The sequence below is a fragment of the Bordetella sputigena genome (genome assembly GCF_965137885.1).
Lineage (GTDB): Bacteria > Pseudomonadota > Gammaproteobacteria > Burkholderiales > Burkholderiaceae_B > Bordetella_C > Bordetella_C sputigena.
On sequence record NZ_CBCSCA010000004.1, the window covers coordinates 386,673 to 409,507 of the forward strand.

Here is a 22,835-nt window from a genome sequence, read left to right on the forward strand (position 1 = left end):
CTCCAACGAGGTCAACGCGATAGGCACGCGCCGGCCAGCCACCACACCGCGCGGCGATATCTTGTGGATGTAGCACAATCGAGCTCCTCTTCCATCATGGAACCGCGATGCCGCTGCGTGATCTGGCCCTGGCCCTGGTAGTCATCCTCGTGTGGGGAATGAATTTCGTCGTCATCAAGGTGGGATTACACGGCATACCGCCCATGTTGCTCGGCGGCCTGCGATTCCTGCTGGCGGCGGTGCCGGCGATTTTCGTTGTCAAGCGGCCGGCGATTCCACTGCGCTGGCTGATCGCCTACGGCGCGACCATATCCCTGGGCCAATTCGCCTTCCTGTTCACCGCCATGGCGGTGGGGATGCCGGCCGGGTTGGCGTCGGTGGTACTGCAGGCGCAGGCGTTCTTTACCGTGGTGCTGGGCGCCCTGCTGCTGCACGAACGCTTTCGCGCCCACAACGCCGTCGGGCTGCTGGTGGCCGCGGCGGGCCTGGCCTTGATAGGCGAAGAGGGAGGCGCCGGCATGACCGTGACGGGGTTCGTACTGACCTTGTGCGCCGCGCTGATGTGGGGCCTGGGGAATATCGCCACCAAGAAGGCCGGCAAGGCCGACATGCTGGGACTGGTGGTGTGGGGCAGCCTGGTGCCGCCGCTGCCTTTTTTCGCGCTGTCCTGGTGGCTGGAAGGCCCGGACCGCATCCACGCCGCGCTGGCGTCGATCGACGGTTCGTCGATATTCGCGGTGGTCTACCTGTCGTTCGTCGCCACGCTGGTGGGCTACGGCCTATGGGCCTGGCTGATGTCGCGCTATCCGGCCGCCCAGGTCGCGCCGTTTTCGTTGTTGATACCGGTGATCGGGCTGGCGGCCGCGGCGGCCGTGCTGGGCGAGGCGCCCACGGCGCCGCAGATCGGCGGGGCCCTGCTGGTGATGATCGGCCTGCTGGTCAACACTTTCGGCGGGCGCCGCCGCGGGTAACGGCGGCGCCGGCGCCTGGCGTGGGCGGATGCCTTATGCGGCCTGACCGGGCCTAGGCCTGGCCTTCCCCTGTCGTGCTGCTGGACGAAGGCTTTCTGGCCGGCACGCCGTTGGGGTCGAAATACAGGCTGGCATCCGTTTTGCCGGCGGACGTGTCGGCCTTGCGCGACCGGCGCAATCCGTTCTTCCATTCGATCACCGCGGTGGTGAACGCATCAAACCGCCGGGATATCCACTTCGCGCGGAAGCGGCGCTTCTTGGTCTGTACGGACGTGGACGGCGCTTCCTGTTCCGTTTCGGCGGGATCCGGCTGTCCGGGAAACGATGTGTCGTTGGCAGCCGCGTCCGGTTTCTGTCCATTCAATGAGGCCTGCGCGGAGGATGATCGCGACGGCTTTTGCGGCAGGGATTGATCGCGCTGACCCGCCTTGTCCGCGCCGGGAACATCCACCGGCATGGACGCGCGACGAACGGCCTTCGTCTCATGCGCCGCGACATCGGGCTTTTCCACCGACCCGGCGGCGGAACCCGCCGCGTTCAGCATGGCTTCACGCGTGGCCTGTAGCGCTTGCTGGCTGAGCACGACGGTCCGCCTGGTGGATGGCGCGTCGACCTGCTCGGCCAGCTCCTTTACGAACCGCGCATGGGTTTCGGCCAGGTCATGCCCGGTCTGCTCGGTATATTGCTCCACGACGCGGGCATTCCGAGCCACCAGCAGGGCGTGGAAGACGGCGGGCGCGTAGTGTTCTTCCGGCGTCACGCCGATGTCCGGCGCGGGCGCGGTCAAGACGTCCTTGGGCAGCCACAGGTCCTGCGAGGCGAGATCCGGCGCCACGGCCGTGCCTGGCGCCAGCAGATTCACCGCCAGCGGACGGTTTTCCCTGGCGCGCTCGCGGAAGTACTCCAGCACCGCGCGGCCGCCGGACGTCCTGTCTATTACACCGAGGATATCGATCAACCGCTCCCGGTATCCGGCCTCCTTGACCGACTGCGCCAGGTACACGTCCAGCAGTCCATTCAAATCATCGCGCTGCGGCTTGGGCGGCCGCTCCGGGGGGCTGTTGTCCAGGCTATTCACGCAGTGATTGGAGTAGTGGGTCTGTACTACCATGGGGTCTCCTTACTCGCCATTGTTGCGAGTGCCTTGTGTGGAAATTCCGGTACCTTCATCGGGTCTGCGTACCTGTTCCATATCGATGATCGATGGCGTGCGTCTGTGCCCGAGCTTGGCTTCCTTGAGCGTGGCCGGTCCTCCGCGCGGCGGGGTGTCCTCGGCGACGGCACGGCGACCGATGAAACTGCCGAACTTCTGCGCCTGCTGAGCCGCCCAGCGGAACACCAGCCGCGTCTTGCCGGGGCCCTGCGTTTCGGTGGTATCGATCTCCGGCGCGACGACGGGCTTATACGGAGAGGCGGAATCCTTGCGCAGCGGCAGGCAGAAGAAGGCCTTGTCGCGTCCCGCCACGATGGGCATATCGACGCTGCTCGCATCGCGATTCGCGATCAGGGGCGTCGAAACGGAGTCCCTGCGTCCTGGCGCGTCTTCGCCGGCCCTTGGGAAAGGCCGATGCACCTCAAGCTCGTTGCGAAGGTTGACCACGGTGGCGACCGGGTCCATCCATACCTCCAGCACCGTGGTGGGCGATGTCGTGTAGCGGCTTTCGGCGCTGCGTTCGGCCAGGGCGTTGCGGATTTGCGCCAGCCGCATCAGCATCGAGGGCGCGTGTTCCACTTCTGGCGCCAGGCCTATCGTCGACGCCCCCGCGGTCAGCATGTCCTTCGCAAGGCAGAGGCAGTGGGGCTTTTCCGCTTCTTTCCTGGACGTATCCCTGCCGTCGGCAAGCTCGATGGTCGGATACCGGCCGCGCTCCGCCAGCATACGGAAATCGTGCAGTAGTTCGCGGCCGGTCTGGGTAGCCTGGATGACGCGCAGCATATCGATGATGCGCGGCCGATGCGCCTTCACCCTGGGAAACAGCGTGGCCGTCAGGAGCCCGTCCAGGTCATCCCGCTCCCGTTCGGGAGGACGCGGAGGCGTAAGGTTGTCGATACCGTTGACGCCAGGGTCCGAGCGTCCTGCTCCTCCTGTTTGCATAAGGCCTCCTCCGTAAGATAGGCGCGGGCATGGTGCCCTGGCCGTGTACGTGGAGTTAGGCGGTGCGGCGTTCCGCATTGTCCGACAGCGGAAAACCCGTATTCCCACGAGCGGCTTCCTGGTCTAGTGGGGCCGAGGCGATCGCGCATTGGGCATGCGAACCTGCAACAAGACCGGCGCATTGGCCGGCTCGCCGAGCGGCACGGTCCATACGGAATGCGGCTATGGTGATGCGCCCATAAGCGTATGCCCCATAAGGTAATGGGCCAGAAGCAAATGCCCCATACGCAAATAAGGATGAATTCGTTGGGCCTGCCTGTGGAGCCCGGTAGTGTATGCGGCACGCACTCACCGGAGATCATCAATGAACGATCGCTTGAAGCAGGTCCAGGCATCCCGATCGGCGGCCGTGAAATCACGGCTGGACCATCCTGTCATCGATACGGATGTCCACGTCAATTCCTACGCACCGGCGCTGGAGGACTATGTCCAGCATTACGGCGGCAGCAAGCTGGTCGACGCGCTGCGCAAGGCCCAGGGCGGCCGCTTCGCCAGCCGCAGCGCCGGCGGCAAGGACTGGTACCAGCAGACGCCGGAAGAACGCCAATACCATCGCACGCTGCGTTCGCCGTGGTGGGCGCGCGTGACGCGCAATACTTACGACCTGGCCACCTATACCCTGCCCGCGCTGCTGTACGAACGCCTGGCCGAACAAGGCTCCGACTACTCGGTGCTGTTTCCCAACGACGTCCTGGCCCCGCTGGCCGCCGGCGCCGACAATCGCCAGGCCCTGCAGCGCGCGATCAACCATTTCCATGCGGACCAGTATCGGCCCTATGCCGACCGCCTGACCCCGGTGGCGGGGATCGGCCTGCACACGCCCCGGGAAGGCATCGAGGAGCTGGAGTTCGCGGTCAAGACGCTGGGCCTGAAAGTGATCAACATCCCCGGCGGCATACGCCGGCCCATACGCGCCATCGCCGACAAGTACCCGGCCAGCGAATACCCGGACGTGGCGCGCCACGCGGGCTATACGGACTTCCTCGGCATAGACAGCGAATACGACTACGACCCGTTCTGGGCCAAGGTGGTGGAGCTGGGCGTGCCCGTGACCACGCACTACGGCAGCCAGGGCTGGACGGGCCGGCAGTCGATCAGCAACTACATGTTCAACCACATCGGCCACTTCGCCGACGGTTCGCAGGCGTTCGCCAAGGCGCTGTTCTTCGGCGGCGTCACACGGCGATTCCCTCAACTGCGCGTGGCGTTGCTGGAAGGCGGCGCCGACTGGGGCGCGCACGTCTACATCCATCTGATCGATCGCTGGGAAAAGCGCAATCGCGATGCGGTGCAGAACTACAACCCCGCGCACGTCGATCTGGCGCAGTTGGAAGAACTGTTCTATCGCTACGGCGGGAGCCTGCTCAAGAACGGCCAACTGAACCGCGAAACACTGTTGCGCGACAGCCTGGGCATTTCCGCCTTGCCCCATAGCCGGGAGCCCAACGCCGATGAGCTGGACGACTTCGCCGCGGCAGGCATCGAAAAGCCAGAGGATATCCGCACCCGCTGGCTGGATAATTTCTATTTCGGTTCGGAAGCCGACGACCGCACGGTGGCGTCCGCCTTCAACAGCCGGGCGCTGCCGTTGAACGGCCGGGTCAACGCCATCTGGTCGTCGGACGTCGGCCATTGGGATGTGCCGGAATTCACCGAACCACTGGCGGAAAGCTGGGACCTGGTCGAAGCCGGTGTGATCTCGCGCGCCGACTTCAAGGCCTGGGTATACGACAATCCGCTGCGCTTCTACACGCAGGCGAATCCCGACTTCTTCAAGGGCACGGCCATCGAACACGCGCTGGCCGCGCCGGGAGCGCAGGCACGATGAGCGGAATCTGGCATGGCTGGCGGCGGCTGGCCGCCGGCGCGGCCGGCGCGCTGGCCTTGGTCCTGGGCGCATCGGCGCCCGCGACAGCGGAGACCGGCGTCATACGCATCGGCGTCGCCACCGCCGGCGGCGGGGACCCGATTACCTGGGGCGGGTCGCCCGGATCGGTGGCGCGCATCAATCGCTGGGTGGAAGAAGCGTTCGCGGCGTCCGGCGTCAAGGTCGAATGGCTGTTCTTCAAAGGCGCCGGCCCGGCGGTGAACGAAGCGCTGTCCAACCGGCAGATCGACTTTGCCTACCAGGGCGACCTGCCGGCCGTCGTGGGCCGCGCGAACGGCCTGGACACGCGGCTGCTGCTGGTCAGCGGCGCGCGCAACAACCTGTACGTCGCCGTGCCCGCGGCTTCCTCGCTGAAGTCGGTGGACGATCTGAAGGGCCGCACCGTCGCGCTTTTCCGCGGGACCAACGGCCATCTTGTGGCGATCAATGTGCTGGCTGCCCACAAGCTGGCGGAGCGCGACCTGAAAATCGTCAACCTGGATACCGGCAGCGCGCAGGCCGCCATCGTTTCCAACGGCGTCGAGGCGACATTCGGCGGCATCGAATATTTCAAGCTGCGCGACCAGGGGCTGGTCAAGCTGATCTATTCGACGCAGAAGGAAAGCCCGGCCTATACGCGCCAGGCCGCGCTGCTGGTGCGCAACGCTTTCGCGCAGGAGAATCCGGCGGCCACGCAGCGCGTCGTCGACGTATTCGTGCGCGCGGCACGCTGGGCGTCCGACGAAGGCAATCGCGACGCGCTGTTCAAGCTGTGGGCGCTCAGCGGCATACCTTATGACTCGTTCAAGGCGGAATTCCAGGACCAGGACCTGAAGGCGCGCAACTCGCCGCTGGTGGATCCATTCATCATCGGCCGCTACAAGGCCGTGGTGGCGGACGCGCTGAAGCAGCGGCTGATCCGTCGCGAGGTCAGTGTCGACGATTGGTTCGACACGCGATTCCTGGCGCAGGCGCTGAAGAACCAGGGGCTGGCGAATTACTGGACGCGTTATGCCGTGGATGGCGTGACGACCATCGCGAACAATACGGACAGCCAATGAGCGCATCGCCTTCCGTGCTTGCCGGCGCACGCCGCCCGCGCCTGCGCATCGTCCCCCGGGATCTGTTTGCAAGACTGGGATCCCGGGGGCTGGGTTGGATTCTGCCGCTGGCCATCCTGGCCCTGTGGCAATACTGCGATGGCCGCGGCTGGATATCGCCGCAGGTGCTGCCATCGCCGCGCTTCGTGCTGGACACGCTGCGCGACCTGGCCACCAGCGGCGACCTGTGGATCAATACGCAGGCCAGCATGACGCGCGTATTGGTCGGTTTCGTCGCGGGTAGCGGACTGGGACTGGCGTTGGGTACGGCCATGGGCCTGTCGCGCAGGATGGAAGCCTATGTGCTGCCTACCTTCAACGCGTTGGTGCAGATCCCCGTGCTGGCGTGGATGCCTTTCGTGCTGCTGCTGGTCGGAATCGGCGAGCCGCTCAAATACATCCTGATCGCCAAGGCCGCGCTGGTGCCCGTCACGCTGAATACCTTGCAAGGTTTCCGGCAGGCGCCACCGGGGCTGTTGGAAGTGGCGCGGGTGTACGGCTATACGCGGCGCCAGGAAGTGCTGGAAGTTGCCTTGCCGCACGCGATACCGACGCTGTTCACCGGGCTGCGGCTGGGTTTCACCAAGGCGTGGCTATCCCTGGTCGTCGTCGAACTCGTCGCGTCCAGCGAAGGCCTGGGCTATCTGATCGTCTACGGCCGGCAGCTGTTCCAGCTGGATCTGGTCATGGCGGCGGTCATCATCGTCGGCGCCATCGGCTACGCCATCGACCGCCTGCTGGATGCGGCGGAACGGCGCGTATCCGCGGGCCGTCCTACCGCCGCGGGACTGACGCCATGAGCGCCTTGCCGGGAAATCGGCGGCGGCCTGCCACGCAACCGTCCGGCCGCTGGCGCGGCTGGGTCGTCCCCATCGCCGCCGTCGCCTTGTGGTGGCTGGCGGTACGCACCGGCGCCGGCAAATCACCCATGCTGGTGTCGCCGGCGCTGGTGCTGGATACCGCGCTGGACCAGATCGCGACCGGCAAGCTTTGGCGGGCATTTGGCGCCAGCTTCGCCCGCGAGTTCGCCGGCTTCACGATCGGCACGCTGCTGGGATCGCTGCTGGGCGCGGCGCTGGGCCTGTCACGCGTATTCCAGCGCGTGGCCGGGCCAGGCTTCAATACCTTCAAGCAGGTGTCGCTATTCGCCTGGATACCGCTGATCTCGGTGTGGTTCGGACTGGGCGACACCGCCAAGGTGGTGTTCCTGTCGCTGGCCGCACTGGTTCCGGTGGTGGTCAACACCTGCGACGGCATACGTAATACGCCCGCGGGATTGCTGGAAGTGGCTCGCGTGCACGGCTATAGCCGCTTGCAGACCATCGTCTCCGTCATCCTGCCCAGCGCCGTGCCGTCGATTTTCACGGGCGTCTATCTGGCGCTGATTTACTCCTGGCTGGCCACGATAGGCGCCGAATACCTGCTGGTCGCCGGCGTCGGGATAGGCAACACCCTGATCGACGGCAGCGAGCATTTCCGCATGGATCTGGTCATCTTCGGCATGACGGTGGTCGGCCTGGTGGGATGGGCGCTGAACGCCGTGGCCCGCGCCGTCGAACGCCGCCTGGTCCGCTGGCGCGGCGCCTGAGTCCCCGCGCTCCGATTCATACCGCTTTCATTCAACGACACGCTAACCACCATGTCCGCAATCGCTTCCATCGATACCGGCGCTTCGGCCTTGCGCATCCAGGGCCTGGGTAAACGCTTTCCGGCCTCGGGACGACAGGAGGCCCTGGCCGTGCTCGACGACATCGACCTGGACGTCCCCGCGGGACGTTTCATCAGCATCGTGGGCGCCAGCGGCTGCGGCAAGTCCACATTGCTGCGCCTGATCGTCGGCCTGGACGGCGATTATCAGGGATCGATACGCATCGACGGCCGGCCCGTGGCCGGGCCGGGCCTGGATCGCGGCATCGTATTCCAGGAACACCGCCTGTTCCCTTGGCTGACCGTGGAACGCAATGTCGCCGTAGGCCTGCGCAACGCGCCGGTTCCGGACGCGGAGAAGCGCCAGCGCGTCGCCGAGCATCTGGCCCTGGTGGGACTGGAGGGTTTCGAGCATGCCTATCCACACCAGATTTCGGGTGGCATGGCGCAACGGGTGGCCATCGCGCGCGGCCTGGTGAACCGGCCGCGCATCCTGCTGCTGGACGAGCCCTTCGGCGCGCTGGATGCCCTGACGCGTTCGCGCATGCAAATCCAGTTGCAGCGCATCTGGCAGCAGGAGCGCATTACCATGATCCTGGTCACGCACGATGTGGAAGAAGCGGTTTTCCTGGGCGATGACGTGGTGATCATGCAGCCGCATCCGGGGCGTATCCACCGCACGGTGCGCGTGGACCTGCCGCATCCGCGCGACCGCAGCGATCCGCGCTTCATCCGCCTGCGCGACGATGTGCTCGGCGACTTCCTGGAGCCGGATGACCGGCGGCGCGCGCCTGCGCCGAATGAGGAAAACGTGGTGTCCCCGCGGGACAGGCGGCGCTTGCGCATGGCCTGGTGACGGCCATCGCGATACGTGGGCGGTATCGCGCCGAGTTGGAAGGGCCAGGCGCGCGGCGCCCGAGCGCCACGCTTCGCGAACTACAGTTTGGCAACCGACACTTCGGTCGATTTGACGAAAGCCAGCACTTCCGTGCCGACCTGCAACTCCAGTTCATGGACCGAGCGCGTTGTGATGACCGAGGTCACGATGCCCGCGGGCGTGTCGATGTCGACTTCCGACACGACGGGTCCTTCGATGATTTCCTTGATCCTGCCGCGGAACTGGTTGCGGGCGTTTATGGATTGAATGGGCACGGCGAGCTCCTGGTGGGATGACGGGATGATTCGATTCTATCGATCGGCATGCGCGGGGCAACGACATATCGCGCATATCGGTATGCAGGATGCGCGGTGGCGACGGGGCCAGGATGGTGGAAGAATGATCCTGTCCAACATGCCTGGCCGGGAGCGTATCGCCATGTTCATGCATCCCTACGAATACGAGATGATGGATATCCTGGCCGCACAGGCCGAGGCCGCTATATCCCCAGCCGTCCCGCAAAGGCCAACGGACCCAGCGGCACGGCCTCCGGGCCCGGTCCCGGCCGCGGCGGCGCCAGGTGCTTCAACAATCGCTCCGCCGCCTCGTCCAGACGCTGGCGTACATCGGTCTCGATCAGCGCCCGGCCCTGCTCATCGAAGCTGACCTGCTTGTCGGTCGCATACACGCCGGCCAGGATATGGCGCGCCCCCAGCGCGGACAATACGGGCTTCAGGCTGTATTCCAGGGCCAGTAAATGAGCCGGACTGCCGCCGGTGGCGATCGGCAGAACCACTTTGTCGGCCAGCGCTTTCTCATCCAGCAGATCCAGCACCGCCTTCAGGCCGCCGGCGAACGACGCCTTGTACACGGGCGTCGATATCAACACGGCATGGGCAGAATGCACACGCCTGCGCAAGGCTTCCGCCGCGGGACTGGCGTAGCGCCCTTCGATCAGCACATCGGCCGGTATGTCGCGCAATCCGGCCTCGCCCACCGCCATGCCTCGCTCGGCCAATCGCGACGCGACGTGGTGCAAGAGCGCTGAAGAACGGGATTTGCCGGACGGACTGCCTATCAGGGTAAGAATGCTCATGAGACATCGATGGTGCCATCACGCCGCCGCGGCGCGAAATACCTGGTCGGCATGACCATATGCCGGACACGCCGCCCGGGCCGGTCCTGGTATATTCGCTGGCTGTCGGCAGAAGCACGTCGGCTCTTGCTCTGCCATAACAATTTCCCCAAATGCGGCTAGGAGTGAAAGGCAAGATGGAGCAGCCCTTGGACCCCGGTTCCCCGCATGATGATGCTCCGGCGCCGTCGTTCCTGGCCGGCGGCGGCGAAATGGGCGCCCTGATTCGAGCTCACGACTGGGCCGCCTCGCCGCTGGGCGAGCCGCGGCTATGGCCACAAAGCCTGCGCACAGCCATACGCATCATGCTGGCGTCCCGCCAGCCCATCTGGATAGGCTGGGGCGAAGAACTGATCTTCTTCTACAACGACCCCTACAAAAGCATCATCGGCGGCAAGCATCCCACCGCCCTCGGCTGCCCCACCATCGAAGTATGGAAAGAGATCTGGGGAGACATCGAGCCGCTGCTGCGCACCGCCATGGGGGGCATGGAAGGCACCTATGTCGAGGAAAAGTTTCTCCTGATGGAGCGCAACGGCTACCCGGAAGAAACCTACTACACCTTCTCGTACAGCCCTATTCCGCTGGATGACGGCACGGCGGGCGGCATCATCTGCGCCAATAGCGACGACACTGCCCGCGTGATCACCGCGCGCCAGATCCGCCTGCTGCGCGAACTGGCCGCGGCGACCACCCAGGCGCACAGCTGGGACGACGCCTGCCGGCTCGGCACCCGGGCCCTGGGCCTGGACCCCTACGACATTCCCTTCGCCATGCTCTACATCGCGGAGGCCGGCAGCGATACGGTTACGCTGGTCGGCAGCAGCGGCATCGAGGACGGCCACCCCGCCGCGCCGGCTTCCATGCAGGCCGAGCCGGGCGCGCCGTGGCCCATCGACGATGTGCTGCGGCGCGAGGGCACGGTGGTTCTCAACGACCTGGGCCAGCGCTTCGGCGATACGCTGCCGTCCGGCCCGTGGCGGCACGTGCCGTCGCGGGCGGCGCTGCTGCCGGTGTCGCCCACCGCCGACGGCGGCCGGGCCGGCGTGCTGATCGTCGGGTTGAATCCCTATCGGCTGCTCGACGACGACTATCGCGGCTTTCTCAACCTGGTGGCCGGACAGATCAGCGCGGCCATCGCCTATGCGCACGCCTACCAGGAAGAACGGCGCCGCGCGCGGGCGCTGGAGCAGATCGACCGCGTCAAGACCACCTTCTTTTCCAATATCAGCCACGAGTTCCGCACACCGCTGACACTGATGCTGGGCCCGCTGGAAGAGCTGCTGCAGCGCGCGCAGCAGGACGACAGCCAGCGGCCCTTGCTGGATCTGACCTATCGCAACGGCCTGCGCCTGCTCAAGCTGGTCAACAGCCTGCTGGATTTCTCCCGCATCGAGGCGGGACGCGTGCAGGCCAAGTACCAGCCCACCGACCTGGCGGCGTTGACCGCGGAACTGGCGTCGCTGTTCCGCTCCGCGACCGACCGAGCGGGCCTGCGGTTGATCGTCGACTGCCCGCCGCTGCCGCGCCCGGTCCACGTCGATCGCGAGATGTGGGAAAAAATTGTCCTGAATCTGGTATCCAACGCGTTCAAGTTCACCTTCGAAGGCGAGATCCGCATCGAACTGCGCGGAACACCGGACGGCGCCGCGGCCGAGATGCGCGTGCGCGACACCGGCATCGGCATCCCGGCCCATGAGCTGCCGCATATCTTCGACCGCTTCCACCGCGTCAGCGGCGCGGTGGGCCGCAGTATCGAAGGCAGCGGCATCGGCCTGGCGCTGGTGCAGGAGCTGGTGCGCATGCACGGCGGCACGATAGACGTCCAAAGCGAACCGGGCGTCGGCACGGTGTTCACGGTGCGGGTCCCGTTGGGCGCGTCGCGGGCGCCGGCCGATGCCAGGCAGGACGCCATGCACCACGTGGACCCGGCGGGCGGCACCAGCGTCAATGCCCAGGCTTATGTCGCCGACGCGCTGCGCTGGGTACCGGAAGGCGAAGCGGCGCCTACGCTGTCGACCGTGCTGGACGCGGGCATCGCCGCGTCCAGCAACGCCGCGCGCGTGCTGGTGGTCGACGACAATGCCGACCTGCGCGACTACGTGCGCCGCATGCTGGGTTCGGCCGGCTATCAGGTGGAGGTCGCGGTGGACGGCCACGACGCCCTGGCGGCCGCTTGCCGCCAGGCGCCCAGCCTGATTCTTTCCGACATCATGATGCCGGGACTGGATGGCTACGGCTTGCTGGCGGCCGTGCGCGAGAATCCTTCGCTGCGCGATATTCCGGTACTGCTGATGTCGGCGCGCGCGGGCGAGGAAGCGCGCGTCGAAGGCCTGGGCGCGGGCGCCGACGACTACCTGACCAAGCCGTTTTCGGCGCGCGAACTGCTCGCCCGCGTGGCCAGCAACATCCAGATGTACCGCCTGCGCCAGGAGACGGCGCGGCAGATCAAGGAAGACGCCCGCATCCTGGAGGTCCTGAACCGGGTAGGCACCACCATCGCCGCCGAGCTGGACCTGGGCCGCGCCGTGCAGGTGGTGACGGACGCGGCGACCGAACTAACGGGCGCCGCCTTCGGCGCCTTCTTCTACAACGTCCTGGACGAGTCCGGCGGACGCTATACGCTCTACACCTTGTCCGGCGCGCCCAAGGAAGCGTTCGCCGGCTTCCCGATGCCGCGCAATACCGCGGTGTTCGGACCGACCTTCAGGGGCGAGGGCATCGTCCGCTCCGACGACATCACCCAGGATCCGCGCTACGGCCGCAACGCGCCCAACCACGGCATGCCGGCGGGGCACCTGCCGGTGCGCAGCTACCTGGCCGTGCCGGTGCAGTCGCGCAACGGCGAAATACTGGGCGGCCTGTTCTTCGGCCATTCCGAACCGGGCGTGTTCGACGAGGCCGCGGAACGCCTGGTCACCGGCATCGCCGCGCAGGCCGCCATCGCCATCGACAACGCCAGCCTGTACCAGGCCGCCCAGAACGAGATCGCGCAGCGCAGCCGCGTCGAACAGGCGCTGCGGCAATTGAACGAAACCCTGGAGCTGCGCGTCGCCGAAGCGGTGGCCGAGCAGGAACGCCTGTGGGAACTGAGCGAAGACCTGCTGGCCATCGGCGACTACGAGGGCCGCCTGCTGCGGACCAGCCCATCGTGGACCCGCGTGCTGGGACACAGTCGCGAAGCGCTGGCCTCCAAGCATTACCGCGATCTGCTGCATCCCGATGACCATTCCATTTCCGCCAGCGCCTTGCAGGCCTTGCGCGCCAACGGCAAGTCCGTCACTTTCGAATGCCGCATGCGCACCGAAGCGGGGCTGTGGCGCTGGATCGCCTGGACCTTGTCGGCGGATCCGGAGCACGGCACCGTGCATGGCGTGGGCCGCGATGTGACGGCGGACAAGGAGGCCGCCGAAACGCTGCGCCAGACCGAGGAAGCGCTGCGCATGGCGCAGAAGATGGAGGCGGTGGGCAAACTGACCGGCGGCGTGGCGCACGACTTCAACAACCTGCTGCAGGTGATAGGCGGCAATCTGCAGCTGCTGGCCATGGACACGGCCGGCAACGAGCGCGCGGAAAAGCGCGTGCGCAATGCGCTGGCCAGCGTTTCGCGCGGCGCCAAGCTGGCGTCGCAGCTGCTCGCGTTCGGACGCAGGCAGCCGCTGGCGCCCAAGGTGGTGAACCTGGGCCGCTTCGTGCGCGGCCTGGACGATATGCTGCGCCGTGCCCTCGGCGACGGCATCGAAATCGAGACCATCATTTCGGGCGGCCTGTGGAATACGCTGGTCGACCCGTCGCAGGTCGAAAACGCCCTGCTGAACCTGGCCATCAATGCCCGCGACGCGATGCAGGGACATGGCAAGCTCACCATCGAAGCCGGCAATGCATTGCTGGACGACGATTATGCCCTGCGCCATGCCGACGTGACGCCGGGCCAGTACGTCATGGTCGCGGTGACCGATACCGGCGAAGGCATGTCGCCCGAAGTGCTCGAACACGTCTTCGAGCCCTTCTTCACCACCAAGCCGGAAGGCCGCGGCACCGGGCTGGGACTGAGCATGGTGTACGGATTCATCAAGCAGTCCAACGGCCACATCAAGATCTACAGCGAACCGCGCCAGGGCACCACGGTGCGGCTGTATCTGCCGCGCGAGAAGCAGCCCGAGGATCTGGCGACCGACGTGGAGACCGGTCCCATCTCCGGCGGCACCGAGACCATCCTGGCCGTGGAGGACGACGAAGAGGTCCGCACGACCGTCGTCGATATGCTGTCGGAGCTGGGCTACAGCGTGCTCAAGGCGAAGGACGCGCAGAGCGCGCTGGCCATCGTCGAAAGCGGGGTGCCTATCGACCTGCTGTTCACCGACGTGGTGATGCCGGGCCCGCTGCGCAGTCCCGAGCTGGCCCGCAAGACGCGCGAACGCCTGCCCAACGTGGCGGTGCTGTTCACGTCCGGCTATACCGAAAACGCCATCGTGCATGGCGGCCGGCTGGACGAGGGCATCGACCTGCTCAGCAAGCCCTATACGCGCGAAGCGCTGGCGCGCAAGATCCGCCACGTGCTGCGCAACCAGCAGCAGCGCAACGCCGCCCATGAAGCGCGCCAGCGCGAGCTGCCGCTGCCCGCCGCCAGGCGCGACGGCGCGGCGGCGGCCCCGCTGCGCGTGCTGCTGGTGGAAGACGACGGGCTGATCCGTTCCAGCACGGCGGAAATGCTGGAGGCGCTGGGACATACGGTGGTGCCCACGGAACACGCATCGGCCGCCTTGGCGGCGCTGAGCAGCGACAGGGTCGATGTGCTGATGACGGACATCGGCCTGCCCGGCGTATCGGGCGTGGAGCTGGCGGCGCAGGCGCGGCAACGGCAGCCCGGGCTGCGGATCGTGTTCGCCTCCGGCCACGACGCGGGGGCGGAGATCAACAGCGGCGACATGGAGGATGCGATCCACCTGCTCAAGCCCTACACCGCGGAAGATCTGGCGCGCACGCTGGAGATGCTGCGGTAAGGGCCTCGGTGACGGCTGTGATGATGGCTGTGGTGACGATCTCGGTGACGGCGGCCGCGCCGCCGGCGGGCGCGTCACCCATGACGCACGATGTCCGGCGCGGGCCGGGGCGGCACGTGGACGCGGGCCCGGCCACGGCCGGACGCCGCTACGAAGCGGGCGCCGGCGCGCGGTCTTCCGTGATGCCGATGTGCCACAGGCGCAACGCCACGTGGATCTCCAGCGCCCGGGCGGCATCGCGCCAGTCCGCGATCAGCGCCTCGACCGTGGCCAGGCGCTGACGCACGGTGTTCACATGCAGATCCAGCGCGCCGGCCGTGGTCGTGGCGTTCTGGTGATTGTCGAAATACGCCAGCAGCGTAGCGGCCAGGTCCGTGCCGCGCCGGCGGTCGTGCTCGATGATGGGACCGATGGCGCCGTCCAGGAACGCCCGCACGCCGGCGCGGTCCTGGCTTTCGAACAAGGCGGAATAGAGCGCCAGCTCATGCTGGCCGACGACGCGCCCACGCATGCCCAGTCGGCCCATGACGGCGAGCGCGCGCCGCAGCGCGGCATACAGGACCGGCATGTCGGCCAAGTTCCGCACCGGGCGCGACAGGACGCCGCGGTAGGCGTCGCCGAGTTCGCGGCGAGCGAAATCGCCGAAGGCCCGCGGCAGGCCGGCCGCGGCATTCGCGCCGCACACCACCACCAGGACGCCGTCCACATCGTCCAGCACGACCCCGGGCAGATCCATGCCGGGGCGCGCCCGCCGCGCCAGGGACACGGGATCGCGCTGCCCGGCTTCCACCAGCATCAGCGACAAAGGCTGCGACAGGTCCAGCCCGAAGCGCTCGGCGCGGTCGCGCGTCGGCGCCGGCTCGCCCTGCCGCGGCGAGATCAGCGATTGCAGCAGTTGCGAGACATCGCGGCTCTTGGTGGCTTCCATGCGCTCCTGCGACAGCAGCACGATGCCGATGACGCTGGAACTCCGTTCGAAGGTACGGATGGATAAATCGCGCATGTCTCCCTGCCGGAACAACAGCACGGCGCCCAATACGCCGTCGCCGCCGATCACGGCAATGGCGCGGCAGACTTCACCGTCGCTTTCGTAGGCGATGGCCGAGCGGCCCGCGCGGCGGCTGTCCCGCAAGGCCCGGGCGATCGCCGAACCATAAGGGCCGTAGGGATCGTAGGCATCGGCCGCCCTGCCCTCATAGCCCGGCGCGGTGGCGCGGGCGATCACATGCTGGGCCTCGTCCAGCACCAGGATGCTGCCTTGCAGCAGCTGGGCGACGTCCTGGCACAGTTCCCCCAGCGATGCCCCACGGGCCAGCAACGAGGTCAGGCGCTCGTGCGCTTCCACCGCGTCCTGGACGTCGCGCGCGTGCTCCTCCAGCGCGGCACGCGCCAGGCGGGCGTTTTCCAGGGCCGACTGCGCGTCCGCGAAGGCCTTGGCATTGTTGATGGCCACCGCCGCATGGGTCGCCAGCGTGCAGAGGATGGAGACGTTCAGCGCGGTATGGGTCCGGTGGTAGCGATCCGCCACGAACAGCAGGCCGATCACTTCATCGTCCCAGATCAGCGGCGCGCCGACCACCGCTCCCACGCCCTCGCCGCGGAAGATTTCGTCGAGCTCGGGATCATGGATGAATCGGTCGTCGTGCAGATAGTCCGGCGTGGAGAACGGCAAACGCGTGGACAACACCACGCCGGCGACGCCCAGCTCGCGCCTGGCGGTCATCCTGCCGGGGCGCTGGGTGATCGCGCCGTCGGCCACCAGGGCCTTGAACTCACCGCTTTCGGCGTCGTAGACGGATAGCCAGCACAGATGCGCCCGCAGCAGATCGCGGGCGCGCGCCGCGATGGCCTTGAGCAGTTCCGGCAGGTCCAGCCGGCTGGCCAGGTCCTGGGCCGACTCGGTCACCGCCAGCATCCCGCGTTCGCGCTGCTCGTGCAGGTCCAGGCGATTGCGCAAGGCCATTGCCATGCGGACGAGCTCGATCAGGCCGGTTTTCTGGCGCATGCCGTCGGGCAGGGCCTCCAGGGCGGCGAGGCGCTCGGCGAAGGCCTCCCCCGGCGCATTCGCATGCAGCAGGCCGATCAGGTCGGCGGCGATCGCTTCGGTGTTCGGCCCGCTCGCCCGGGTTTTCTGCTGGGTCTTTGCTGCCTGGTTGTCCATGGAGGCGTCCCGGGGATAGGCCGTAATACAGGCGCCGGAGCGTGGCGGCCGGAGCCCGCGCCCGTGGCGCTCCTGGCAGATGCCCGACAATGCCAGCGCGGCGAATAGTGTGCAAACATCATATCAACATCCACTTGTTGATGTGAGGATCCGACATAGCCTCGTAGGACTCTTTCCCGGACACTGTGCCCATTCAAGAAAAAAGGCAGGAGACAAAACGGTGCAGACGAGCGTCCTCGATTCCTTGCGCCCGGTTCCGGGCCTGCGCGTACTGGTCAGCGCAGGCGCATCGGGCATCGGCGCCGCCGTGGCCCGGGCCTTCCGGGAAGCCGGCGCCCGCGTCCACGTCTGCGATATCGATCGCGGCGCTTTGGACAGGCTGACGGCCGAGGCGCCGGAAATCACCACCAGCACGGCCGACGCCTCGTTGGCCAGGGACGTCGACACGGTCTTCGACGACGTCGGCAACACGCTGGGCGGCCTGGACGTGCTGGTGAACAACGTCGGCATCGCCGGTCCCACCGGCCCGGTGGAACAGCTGCGCGCCGCCGATTGGGAACGCACGATGGCCGTGAACCTGAACAGCCACTTCTATTTCGCGTCGCGCGCCGTTCCGCTGCTGAAGGAATCCGCCAACAACCCCTGCCTGATCGCCATGAGCTCGGTGGCGGGCCGCCTGGGCTACGCGCTGCGCACGCCCTACGCGTCAACGAAATGGGCGATCGTCGGCATGATGAAATCGCTGGCCATAGAGCTGGGCCCGCACGGCGTGCGGGTCAATGCCATCCTGCCCGGCACCGTGGAAGGCGAACGCATGACCGCCGTGATGGGGGCGCGCGCGGCCGCGGCCGGCGTGTCGCTGGACACGATGCGGCAGGAGTACCTGAACAAGATCTCTTTGCGCCGCATGGTGACCACCGACGATGTCGCGGCCACGGCGCTTTTCTTGTGTTCACCGGCCGCGCGAAACATCAGCGGCCAGGCCATCAGCGTGGACGGCAACATGGAGTATCTCTAGACCCAGCTTCAGCACGGCCGCATCCATACCTAATCAAAAACGAGGAGACCAACCATGAAGACATTCGAACTGTCCGCCGCCGCGGTGGCGGCGCTGCTGGGCCTGTGCGGCGCCATGCCCGCCGCCGCCGCCCCGGTCAAGATAGGCCTGGTGGAAACGCTGTCCGGGCCGCAGGCCTCCACCGGCCAGTCCTACCGCTCCGCGGTGCGCTATGCCATCGACGAGATCAACGCGGCGGGCGGCTGGAACGGCGAGCCGGTGCAACTGCTGGAATACGACAACCAGGGCGGACCCGCCGGCGCGGCCGACAAGCTGAAGGCCGCGGCCGCCGACGGCGTGCAGATCGTCGTGCAGGGAGCGTCTTCGGCCATCGGCGGGCAGATCACCGAGGACGTGCGCAAATACAACCTGCGCAATCCCGGCAAGGAGATGGTCTACGTCAACATGGGCGCGGAGGCGCTGGAGCTGACCGGCGAGAAGTGCAACTTCTACCATTTCCGCTTCGCCGGCAATGCCCAGGTCCGCACCAAGTCCCTGATCGAAGGCATGAAGAAGGCCAACGCGCTGGGCACCAAGGTCTACGCCATCAACCAGAACTACTCCTGGGGCCAGGACATGGAGCAGGCCATCGTCGACAACCAGAAGGTGGGTGGCTACACCGTGGTCGAAAAGACCCTGCACGACGTCAACAAGATCCAGGACTTCGCGCCCTACGTCGCCAAGATCTCCGCCTCCGGCGCCGATACCGTCATCACGGGCAACTGGTCCAATGACCTGCTGCTGCTCATGAAGGCATCGAAAGCGGCGGGCCTGAAGGCCCGCTACGGCACCGTCTATCTGGACCAGCCGGGCAACCTGGCCAACGCGGGCGATCTGGCGCTGGGCAACTTCGTGGCGCATACCTTCAATGCGGAAGCCGGCGGCGCGGACGCGGCCAAATTCGTCGACGACTACAAGGCCAAGACCGGCCATATCCCCGTCTTCGTCGAGCCGCAGACCTACTACGGCATGATGATGGTGGCCGACGCCCTCAAGCGCACGCCGGCCAGCAAGGGCGTGCTGAACGTCAACGAATTCGCCAAGAACCTGGAAAGCGCCCGCATTCCCACGCCCATGGGCGAGATGAGCATGCGCGCCGCCGACCACCAGGCGCAGCTGCCGATGGTGGTGTCCACCGTCGCGCGCGACGCCAGGTACAAGGTCGACAATACGGACATGGGCTTCAAGCCGGTGCTGCTGCTGAGCGCGCAGGAAGCGTCCACGCCCGCGCCGGCCTCTTGCAAGATGAAGCGGCCCGGCTGAGCGGCGGGGCGCCCATCCCATGGAACAGATCGTCTTTTCCCTGTTGAACGGCATCATCTACGGATTGCTGCTGTTCATGGTGTCGGCCGGGCTGACGCTGATTTTCGGCATGATGGGCGTGCTGAACTTCGCCCATGCGTCCTTCTACATGCTGGGGGCGTACTTCGCCTATACCTTGCAAGGGGTGATCGGCTTCTGGCCGGCGGTGATCGTCTCGCCGCTGCTAGTCGGGCTGGTGGGAGTGGTGGTGGAACGCTGGTTCCTGCGCCGGGTGCATCATCATGGCCACGCGCATGAACTGCTGCTGACCTTCGGCCTGTCTTTCATCATCGCCGAAGTGATCAAGCTGATCTTCGGCAACTATCCGGTCGACTATCGCGTGCCGGCGTCGCTGGATTTTTCCGCCTTCAGCATTGGTAGCACGCAGTACCCGGCCTACCGGATACTCATGGGCGGCATCGCGCTGGCGATGTTCGCCGCCATCTACCTGGTGCTGACGCGGACCCGGGTCGGCATCGTGGTGCGTTCGGCGATCCACAAGCCGCGCATGGCGGAAGCCCTGGGACACAACGTGCCGCTGGTCTTCATGGGCGTGTTCGGCGCGGGCGCCGCGCTGGCCGGCCTGGCCGGCGCCGTGGCCGGGGCGTTCTACACCACCAATCCCAATATGGCGCTGGAACTGGGCGTGATGGTTTTCGTGGTGGTCGTCGTGGGCGGCCTGGGATCGCTGGTGGGCGCGATGCTGGCGTCGCTGCTGATCGGCATCATCACGTCGCTGGCGGTGGCGGTGGACGGCAGCCTGGCCGATCTGCTGGCGCTGGTGGGGCTGGGCGACTGGGCGCGCGGCGTCGGCGGCCTGATGACGCTGAGCCTGTCCAGCCTGGCCGCCACCCTGCCCTTCGCGCTGATGCTGCTGATCCTGCTGGTGCGGCCCGGCGGCCTGATGGGGGACAAGGAATGATGAGGGACAAGGAATGATGGGCGACGAGGAATGACGCGATGAAGAAAACTTTCCTGGCCTGCCTGGCCGGCGTCGTCTTGCTGGCGGCGCTGCCCTACCTGCTCTCGCAAGGGCTGCTCAATGCCGCCATCCAGATGCTGATCGCCGCGCTGTTCGCCACCGCCTACAACCTGTTGTGCGGCCAGGCCGGCATGCTGTCCTTCGGCCACGCGGCCTATTTCGGCATCGGCGCCTTCGCCACGGTGCACGCGATGAACGCGCTGGGCGGCGAAGGCCTGCTGCCCACGCCCTTGATGCCGTTGGCCGGCGCGGCCGGCGGCTTGATATTCGGCGGTATCGCCGGCTGGTTCGCCACCCAGCGCAGCGGCACCTACTTCGCCATGATCACGCTGGCCATCGCCGAGCTGGTGCATTCGCTCGCCCCGCATCTGAAAAGCACCTTCGGCGGCGAGGCCGGCATATCGACCATGCGCATGCCGGCCTGGGGGCTGGATTTCGGCTCCACCACCCAGGTGTACTACCTGACCCTGTTCTGGGTGCTGCTGGCCATGCTGCTGATGTACCTGTACACGCGCACGCCGCTGGGTCGCCTGACGCTGGGCCTGCGCGAAAACAGCCATCGCCTGAGATTCCTGGGCTACAACGTGCATGGCCTGAGCACCCTGGTGTTCGCCATCTCGGCAATGTTCGCCGGCATGGCGGGCGGCCTGCAGGTGCTGTCCAACGAATCCGCCAACTATGTGGTGTTCGATCCCGCGCTGTCGGCGGCGGCGGTGCTCAATACCTATATCGGCGGTGTCGGCGTCTTTCTGGGGCCGGCGTTGGGCGCCTCCCTGATGACGTTCTTCGGCTACGCGGTGTCCGACCTGACACGTTCGTGGCTGCTCTACCAGGGCATTCTGTTCGTCATCGTGATGATGTTCCTGCCGCGCGGCTTGGCCGGCCTGTTCGTCCGCCCGCCGCGGCCGGCGCAGGCAAGCGGGCCTGGCGCCGGCACGGGGACCGCGACGGCAACCGCGGCCCCTGCGCCGGCGCCAGGCACCGCCTCGCCAGCGCCAAGGACCGATGCGAGCGCGGCGCGCGGCCGGGCCGGGAAGGAGATGGCATGAGCGACCCGATACTCCGCATCCGCGACCTGCGCAAATCCTTCGGCATCACCGAAATCATCCGCGGCGTGGACCTGGACATCGAACAAGGCGAAAGGCACGCGCTGATCGGCCCGAACGGCGCCGGCAAATCCACGATATTCCACCTGGTGTCCGGACAGCTCGCGCCGACCTCCGGCAGCATCCTGTTCCAGGGACGCGAGATCGGCGGACACACGCCCCAGGCGATCAACCGGCAAGGCCTGGCGCGGTCTTTCCAGATCACCAATATCTTTCCCAGGCTGACCACGTTCGAAAACGTGCGGCTGGCGGTGATGCGTGCTTACGGCACGCAATACGCCTTCTGGCGCTTCATCGATCGCGACCGCCGCGTCAGGCAGGAAACCGAGCGGCTGCTGGAGCTGGTGCGCCTGACGCCGCGCGCCTATACCGTGGCTGGCGAAATGGCGTATTCGGAACAGCGTTCGCTGGAAATCGCCATGACGCTGGCGTCCGACCCCAGGCTGATCCTGCTGGATGAACCGATGGCCGGCATGTCCAACGAAGAAACCGCCTATACCGCGCAATTGATACGCGAAGTGGCCGCCGGCCGTACGCTGGTGATCGTCGAACACGATATGGACGTCGTCTTTTCGCTCAGCGATCGCATCAGCGTCCTGGTCTACGGCCAGATCATCGCCACCGGCGCGCCCGCCGAAATCCGCGCCCACGCCGGCGTGCGCGAGGCTTACCTGGGCGACGAGGCCATCGCATGAACGACACCGCCACCCCACTGCTCGACGTGCATGACCTGCACGCCCACTACGGTAAGAGCCATGTCCTGCAAGGCGTCGACCTGCAGGTCCGGCAGGGCGAAGTGGTCAGCCTGGTGGGCCGCAACGGCTCGGGGCGTTCGACCACCATGAAAACCATCATGGGGCTGGTGGCCCCCACGTCCGGCCATATCCGCCTGCGCGGGCGCGAGCTGGCCGGCGCGCGGCCTTATGCCATCTGCCGCGCGGGCATCGCCTACGTGCCGGAAGAACGCGAAGTCTTCGCCAACCTGACGGTGGATGAAAACCTGCGCATGGGCGAACAGCCGCCCGTGGCCGGCGCCCATCGCTGGACCGTCGAACAGATGTTCGACTATTTCCCGCGCCTGAAGGAACGGCGCAACGCCAAGGCCGGCAGCATGTCGGGCGGTGAGCAGCAGATGCTGACCATCTGCCGCTCGCTGCTGGGCAATCCACTGGTCATCCTGATCGACGAGCCCACGGAAGGCCTGGCCCCCAAGATCGTCGCGCAGGTGGGCGAATGCATCCGCGACATGCACCGCAAGGGCGTATCGGTGCTGCTGGTCGAACAGAAGCTGACCATCGCGCTGAAGGTCTCCACGCGCGTGTGCGTGATGGGACACGGCCGGGTCGTCTTCGAGGGCACGCCGGACGAACTGGGAGCCAACGACGAGATCGTCTCGCAATGGCTGGCGGTGTAATCCGCCGCGCCAGCCGTCCGGATGCCGTCCATCAACATAGCGTCCGTCCACATCACTG

18 protein-coding genes are annotated in these 22,835 nt (G+C 66.7%); 13 read left to right on the forward strand and 5 right to left on the reverse strand.

Features of this window, described 5'->3' with window-relative positions:
* The first annotated feature begins 107 nt into the window (after positions 1 to 107).
* Positions 108 to 971: an EamA family transporter gene (locus tag ACNA0R_RS10430; protein ID WP_415825916.1), complete on the forward strand. Its 864-nt coding sequence runs from the start codon at positions 108 to 110 to the stop codon at positions 969 to 971.
* Positions 972 to 1,023: 52 nt separating this feature from the next.
* Here the strand turns inward: ACNA0R_RS10430 and ACNA0R_RS10435 are convergent, their stop codons facing one another.
* Together ACNA0R_RS10435 and ACNA0R_RS10440 are read right to left on the reverse strand one after the other, a co-directional pair.
* Complete coding sequence (locus tag ACNA0R_RS10435; RefSeq protein ID WP_415825917.1) at positions 1,024 to 2,082, reverse strand: hypothetical protein; 1,059 nt, start codon at positions 2,080 to 2,082, stop codon at positions 1,024 to 1,026.
* 9 nt (positions 2,083 to 2,091) lie between these two features.
* Positions 2,092 to 3,066 (reverse strand): hypothetical protein, encoded by a 975-nt coding sequence (locus ACNA0R_RS10440; RefSeq protein WP_415825918.1) that lies wholly within the window; start codon positions 3,064 to 3,066, stop codon positions 2,092 to 2,094.
* Between the two features lie 364 nt (positions 3,067 to 3,430).
* Here ACNA0R_RS10440 and ACNA0R_RS10445 point away from each other — a divergent pair, with 364 nt between their 5' ends.
* Genes ACNA0R_RS10445 through ACNA0R_RS10465 form a run of 5 tightly spaced genes read left to right on the forward strand, consistent with a single transcriptional unit; the run spans position 3,431 to position 8,596 of the window.
* Positions 3,431 to 4,954, forward strand: coding sequence for an amidohydrolase family protein (locus tag ACNA0R_RS10445; RefSeq protein WP_415825919.1), 1,524 nt, complete (start codon positions 3,431 to 3,433; stop codon positions 4,952 to 4,954).
* Positions 4,951 to 6,054, forward strand: a complete 1,104-nt coding sequence (locus ACNA0R_RS10450; RefSeq protein ID WP_415825920.1) for an ABC transporter substrate-binding protein — start codon at positions 4,951 to 4,953, stop codon at positions 6,052 to 6,054. Before ACNA0R_RS10445 ends, ACNA0R_RS10450 begins: the two co-directional genes overlap by 4 nt.
* Positions 6,051 to 6,893, forward strand: coding sequence for an ABC transporter permease (locus tag ACNA0R_RS10455; protein ID WP_415825921.1), 843 nt, complete (start codon positions 6,051 to 6,053; stop codon positions 6,891 to 6,893). Before ACNA0R_RS10450 ends, ACNA0R_RS10455 begins: the two co-directional genes overlap by 4 nt.
* Positions 6,890 to 7,681 carry an ABC transporter permease gene (locus tag ACNA0R_RS10460; RefSeq protein ID WP_415825922.1) on the forward strand — a complete coding sequence of 264 codons (792 nt, stop codon included), beginning with the start codon at positions 6,890 to 6,892 and terminating at the stop codon, positions 7,679 to 7,681. The genes ACNA0R_RS10455 and ACNA0R_RS10460 overlap by 4 nt, the downstream gene beginning before the upstream one ends.
* A gap of 51 nt (positions 7,682 to 7,732) precedes the next feature.
* Positions 7,733 to 8,596: an ABC transporter ATP-binding protein gene (locus ACNA0R_RS10465; RefSeq protein WP_415825923.1), complete on the forward strand. Its 864-nt coding sequence runs from the start codon at positions 7,733 to 7,735 to the stop codon at positions 8,594 to 8,596.
* An 80-nt stretch (positions 8,597 to 8,676) separates the two neighbouring features.
* On the opposite strand, the gene ACNA0R_RS10470 is transcribed toward ACNA0R_RS10465, so the two are convergent.
* Positions 8,677 to 8,892, reverse strand: a complete 216-nt coding sequence (locus ACNA0R_RS10470) for a TOBE domain-containing protein (RefSeq protein ID WP_415825924.1) — start codon at positions 8,890 to 8,892, stop codon at positions 8,677 to 8,679.
* A 224-nt stretch (positions 8,893 to 9,116) separates the two neighbouring features.
* Entirely contained in the window at positions 9,117 to 9,713 is a 597-nt protein-coding gene (gene ssuE, locus ACNA0R_RS10475) for an NADPH-dependent FMN reductase (protein ID WP_415825925.1), read from the reverse strand.
* A gap of 176 nt (positions 9,714 to 9,889) precedes the next feature.
* Between ssuE and ACNA0R_RS10480 the strand changes: the two genes are divergently transcribed.
* Positions 9,890 to 14,755, forward strand: a complete 4,866-nt coding sequence (locus ACNA0R_RS10480) for a response regulator (protein WP_415825926.1) — start codon at positions 9,890 to 9,892, stop codon at positions 14,753 to 14,755.
* A gap of 148 nt (positions 14,756 to 14,903) precedes the next feature.
* Here the strand turns inward: ACNA0R_RS10480 and ACNA0R_RS10485 are convergent, their stop codons facing one another.
* Positions 14,904 to 16,916: a helix-turn-helix domain-containing protein gene (locus ACNA0R_RS10485; RefSeq protein WP_415825927.1), complete on the reverse strand. Its 2,013-nt coding sequence runs from the start codon at positions 16,914 to 16,916 to the stop codon at positions 14,904 to 14,906.
* 220 nt (positions 16,917 to 17,136) lie between these two features.
* Here ACNA0R_RS10485 and ACNA0R_RS10490 point away from each other — a divergent pair, with 220 nt between their 5' ends.
* The 6 genes from ACNA0R_RS10490 to ACNA0R_RS10515 are packed head-to-tail and all read left to right on the forward strand — an operon-like array spanning position 17,137 to position 22,777.
* Entirely contained in the window at positions 17,137 to 17,934 is a 798-nt protein-coding gene (locus ACNA0R_RS10490) for an SDR family oxidoreductase (RefSeq protein WP_415825928.1), read from the forward strand.
* 54 nt (positions 17,935 to 17,988) lie between these two features.
* Positions 17,989 to 19,236 (forward strand): branched-chain amino acid ABC transporter substrate-binding protein, encoded by a 1,248-nt coding sequence (locus ACNA0R_RS10495; protein ID WP_415825929.1) that lies wholly within the window; start codon positions 17,989 to 17,991, stop codon positions 19,234 to 19,236.
* Positions 19,237 to 19,255: 19 nt separating this feature from the next.
* Positions 19,256 to 20,197, forward strand: coding sequence for a branched-chain amino acid ABC transporter permease (locus ACNA0R_RS10500; RefSeq protein WP_415825930.1), 942 nt, complete (start codon positions 19,256 to 19,258; stop codon positions 20,195 to 20,197).
* Positions 20,198 to 20,235: 38 nt separating this feature from the next.
* Positions 20,236 to 21,306, forward strand: coding sequence for a branched-chain amino acid ABC transporter permease (locus ACNA0R_RS10505; RefSeq protein ID WP_415825931.1), 1,071 nt, complete (start codon positions 20,236 to 20,238; stop codon positions 21,304 to 21,306).
* Positions 21,303 to 22,058, forward strand: a complete 756-nt coding sequence (locus ACNA0R_RS10510; RefSeq protein ID WP_415825932.1) for an ABC transporter ATP-binding protein — start codon at positions 21,303 to 21,305, stop codon at positions 22,056 to 22,058. The genes ACNA0R_RS10505 and ACNA0R_RS10510 overlap by 4 nt, the downstream gene beginning before the upstream one ends.
* On the forward strand, positions 22,055 to 22,777 hold the full coding sequence (locus ACNA0R_RS10515) for an ABC transporter ATP-binding protein (RefSeq protein ID WP_415825933.1): 723 nt from the start codon (positions 22,055 to 22,057) through the stop codon (positions 22,775 to 22,777). Before ACNA0R_RS10510 ends, ACNA0R_RS10515 begins: the two co-directional genes overlap by 4 nt.
* Positions 22,778 to 22,835: the final 58 nt, after the last annotated feature.

Bases quoted from the DNA above. Each gene is read 5' to 3' on its own strand.
- ACNA0R_RS10430 (WP_415825916.1), top strand. From the start codon at position 108: ATGCCGCTGCGTGATCTGGCCCTGGCCCTGGTAGTCATCCTCGTGTGG.
- ACNA0R_RS10435 (WP_415825917.1), bottom strand. From the start codon at position 2,082: ATGGTAGTACAGACCCACTACTCCAATCACTGCGTGAATAGCCTGGAC.
- ACNA0R_RS10440 (WP_415825918.1), bottom strand. From the start codon at position 3,066: ATGCAAACAGGAGGAGCAGGACGCTCGGACCCTGGCGTCAACGGTATC.
- ACNA0R_RS10445 (WP_415825919.1), top strand. From the start codon at position 3,431: ATGAACGATCGCTTGAAGCAGGTCCAGGCATCCCGATCGGCGGCCGTG.
- ACNA0R_RS10450 (WP_415825920.1), top strand. From the start codon at position 4,951: ATGAGCGGAATCTGGCATGGCTGGCGGCGGCTGGCCGCCGGCGCGGCC.
- ACNA0R_RS10455 (WP_415825921.1), top strand. From the start codon at position 6,051: ATGAGCGCATCGCCTTCCGTGCTTGCCGGCGCACGCCGCCCGCGCCTG.
- ACNA0R_RS10460 (WP_415825922.1), top strand. From the start codon at position 6,890: ATGAGCGCCTTGCCGGGAAATCGGCGGCGGCCTGCCACGCAACCGTCC.
- ACNA0R_RS10465 (WP_415825923.1), top strand. From the start codon at position 7,733: ATGTCCGCAATCGCTTCCATCGATACCGGCGCTTCGGCCTTGCGCATC.
- ssuE (WP_415825925.1), bottom strand. From the start codon at position 9,713: ATGAGCATTCTTACCCTGATAGGCAGTCCGTCCGGCAAATCCCGTTCT.
- ACNA0R_RS10480 (WP_415825926.1), top strand. From the start codon at position 9,890: ATGGAGCAGCCCTTGGACCCCGGTTCCCCGCATGATGATGCTCCGGCG.
- ACNA0R_RS10485 (WP_415825927.1), bottom strand. From the start codon at position 16,916: ATGGACAACCAGGCAGCAAAGACCCAGCAGAAAACCCGGGCGAGCGGG.
- ACNA0R_RS10495 (WP_415825929.1), top strand. From the start codon at position 17,989: ATGAAGACATTCGAACTGTCCGCCGCCGCGGTGGCGGCGCTGCTGGGC.
- ACNA0R_RS10500 (WP_415825930.1), top strand. From the start codon at position 19,256: ATGGAACAGATCGTCTTTTCCCTGTTGAACGGCATCATCTACGGATTG.
- ACNA0R_RS10505 (WP_415825931.1), top strand. From the start codon at position 20,236: ATGAAGAAAACTTTCCTGGCCTGCCTGGCCGGCGTCGTCTTGCTGGCG.
- ACNA0R_RS10510 (WP_415825932.1), top strand. From the start codon at position 21,303: ATGAGCGACCCGATACTCCGCATCCGCGACCTGCGCAAATCCTTCGGC.
- ACNA0R_RS10515 (WP_415825933.1), top strand. From the start codon at position 22,055: ATGAACGACACCGCCACCCCACTGCTCGACGTGCATGACCTGCACGCC.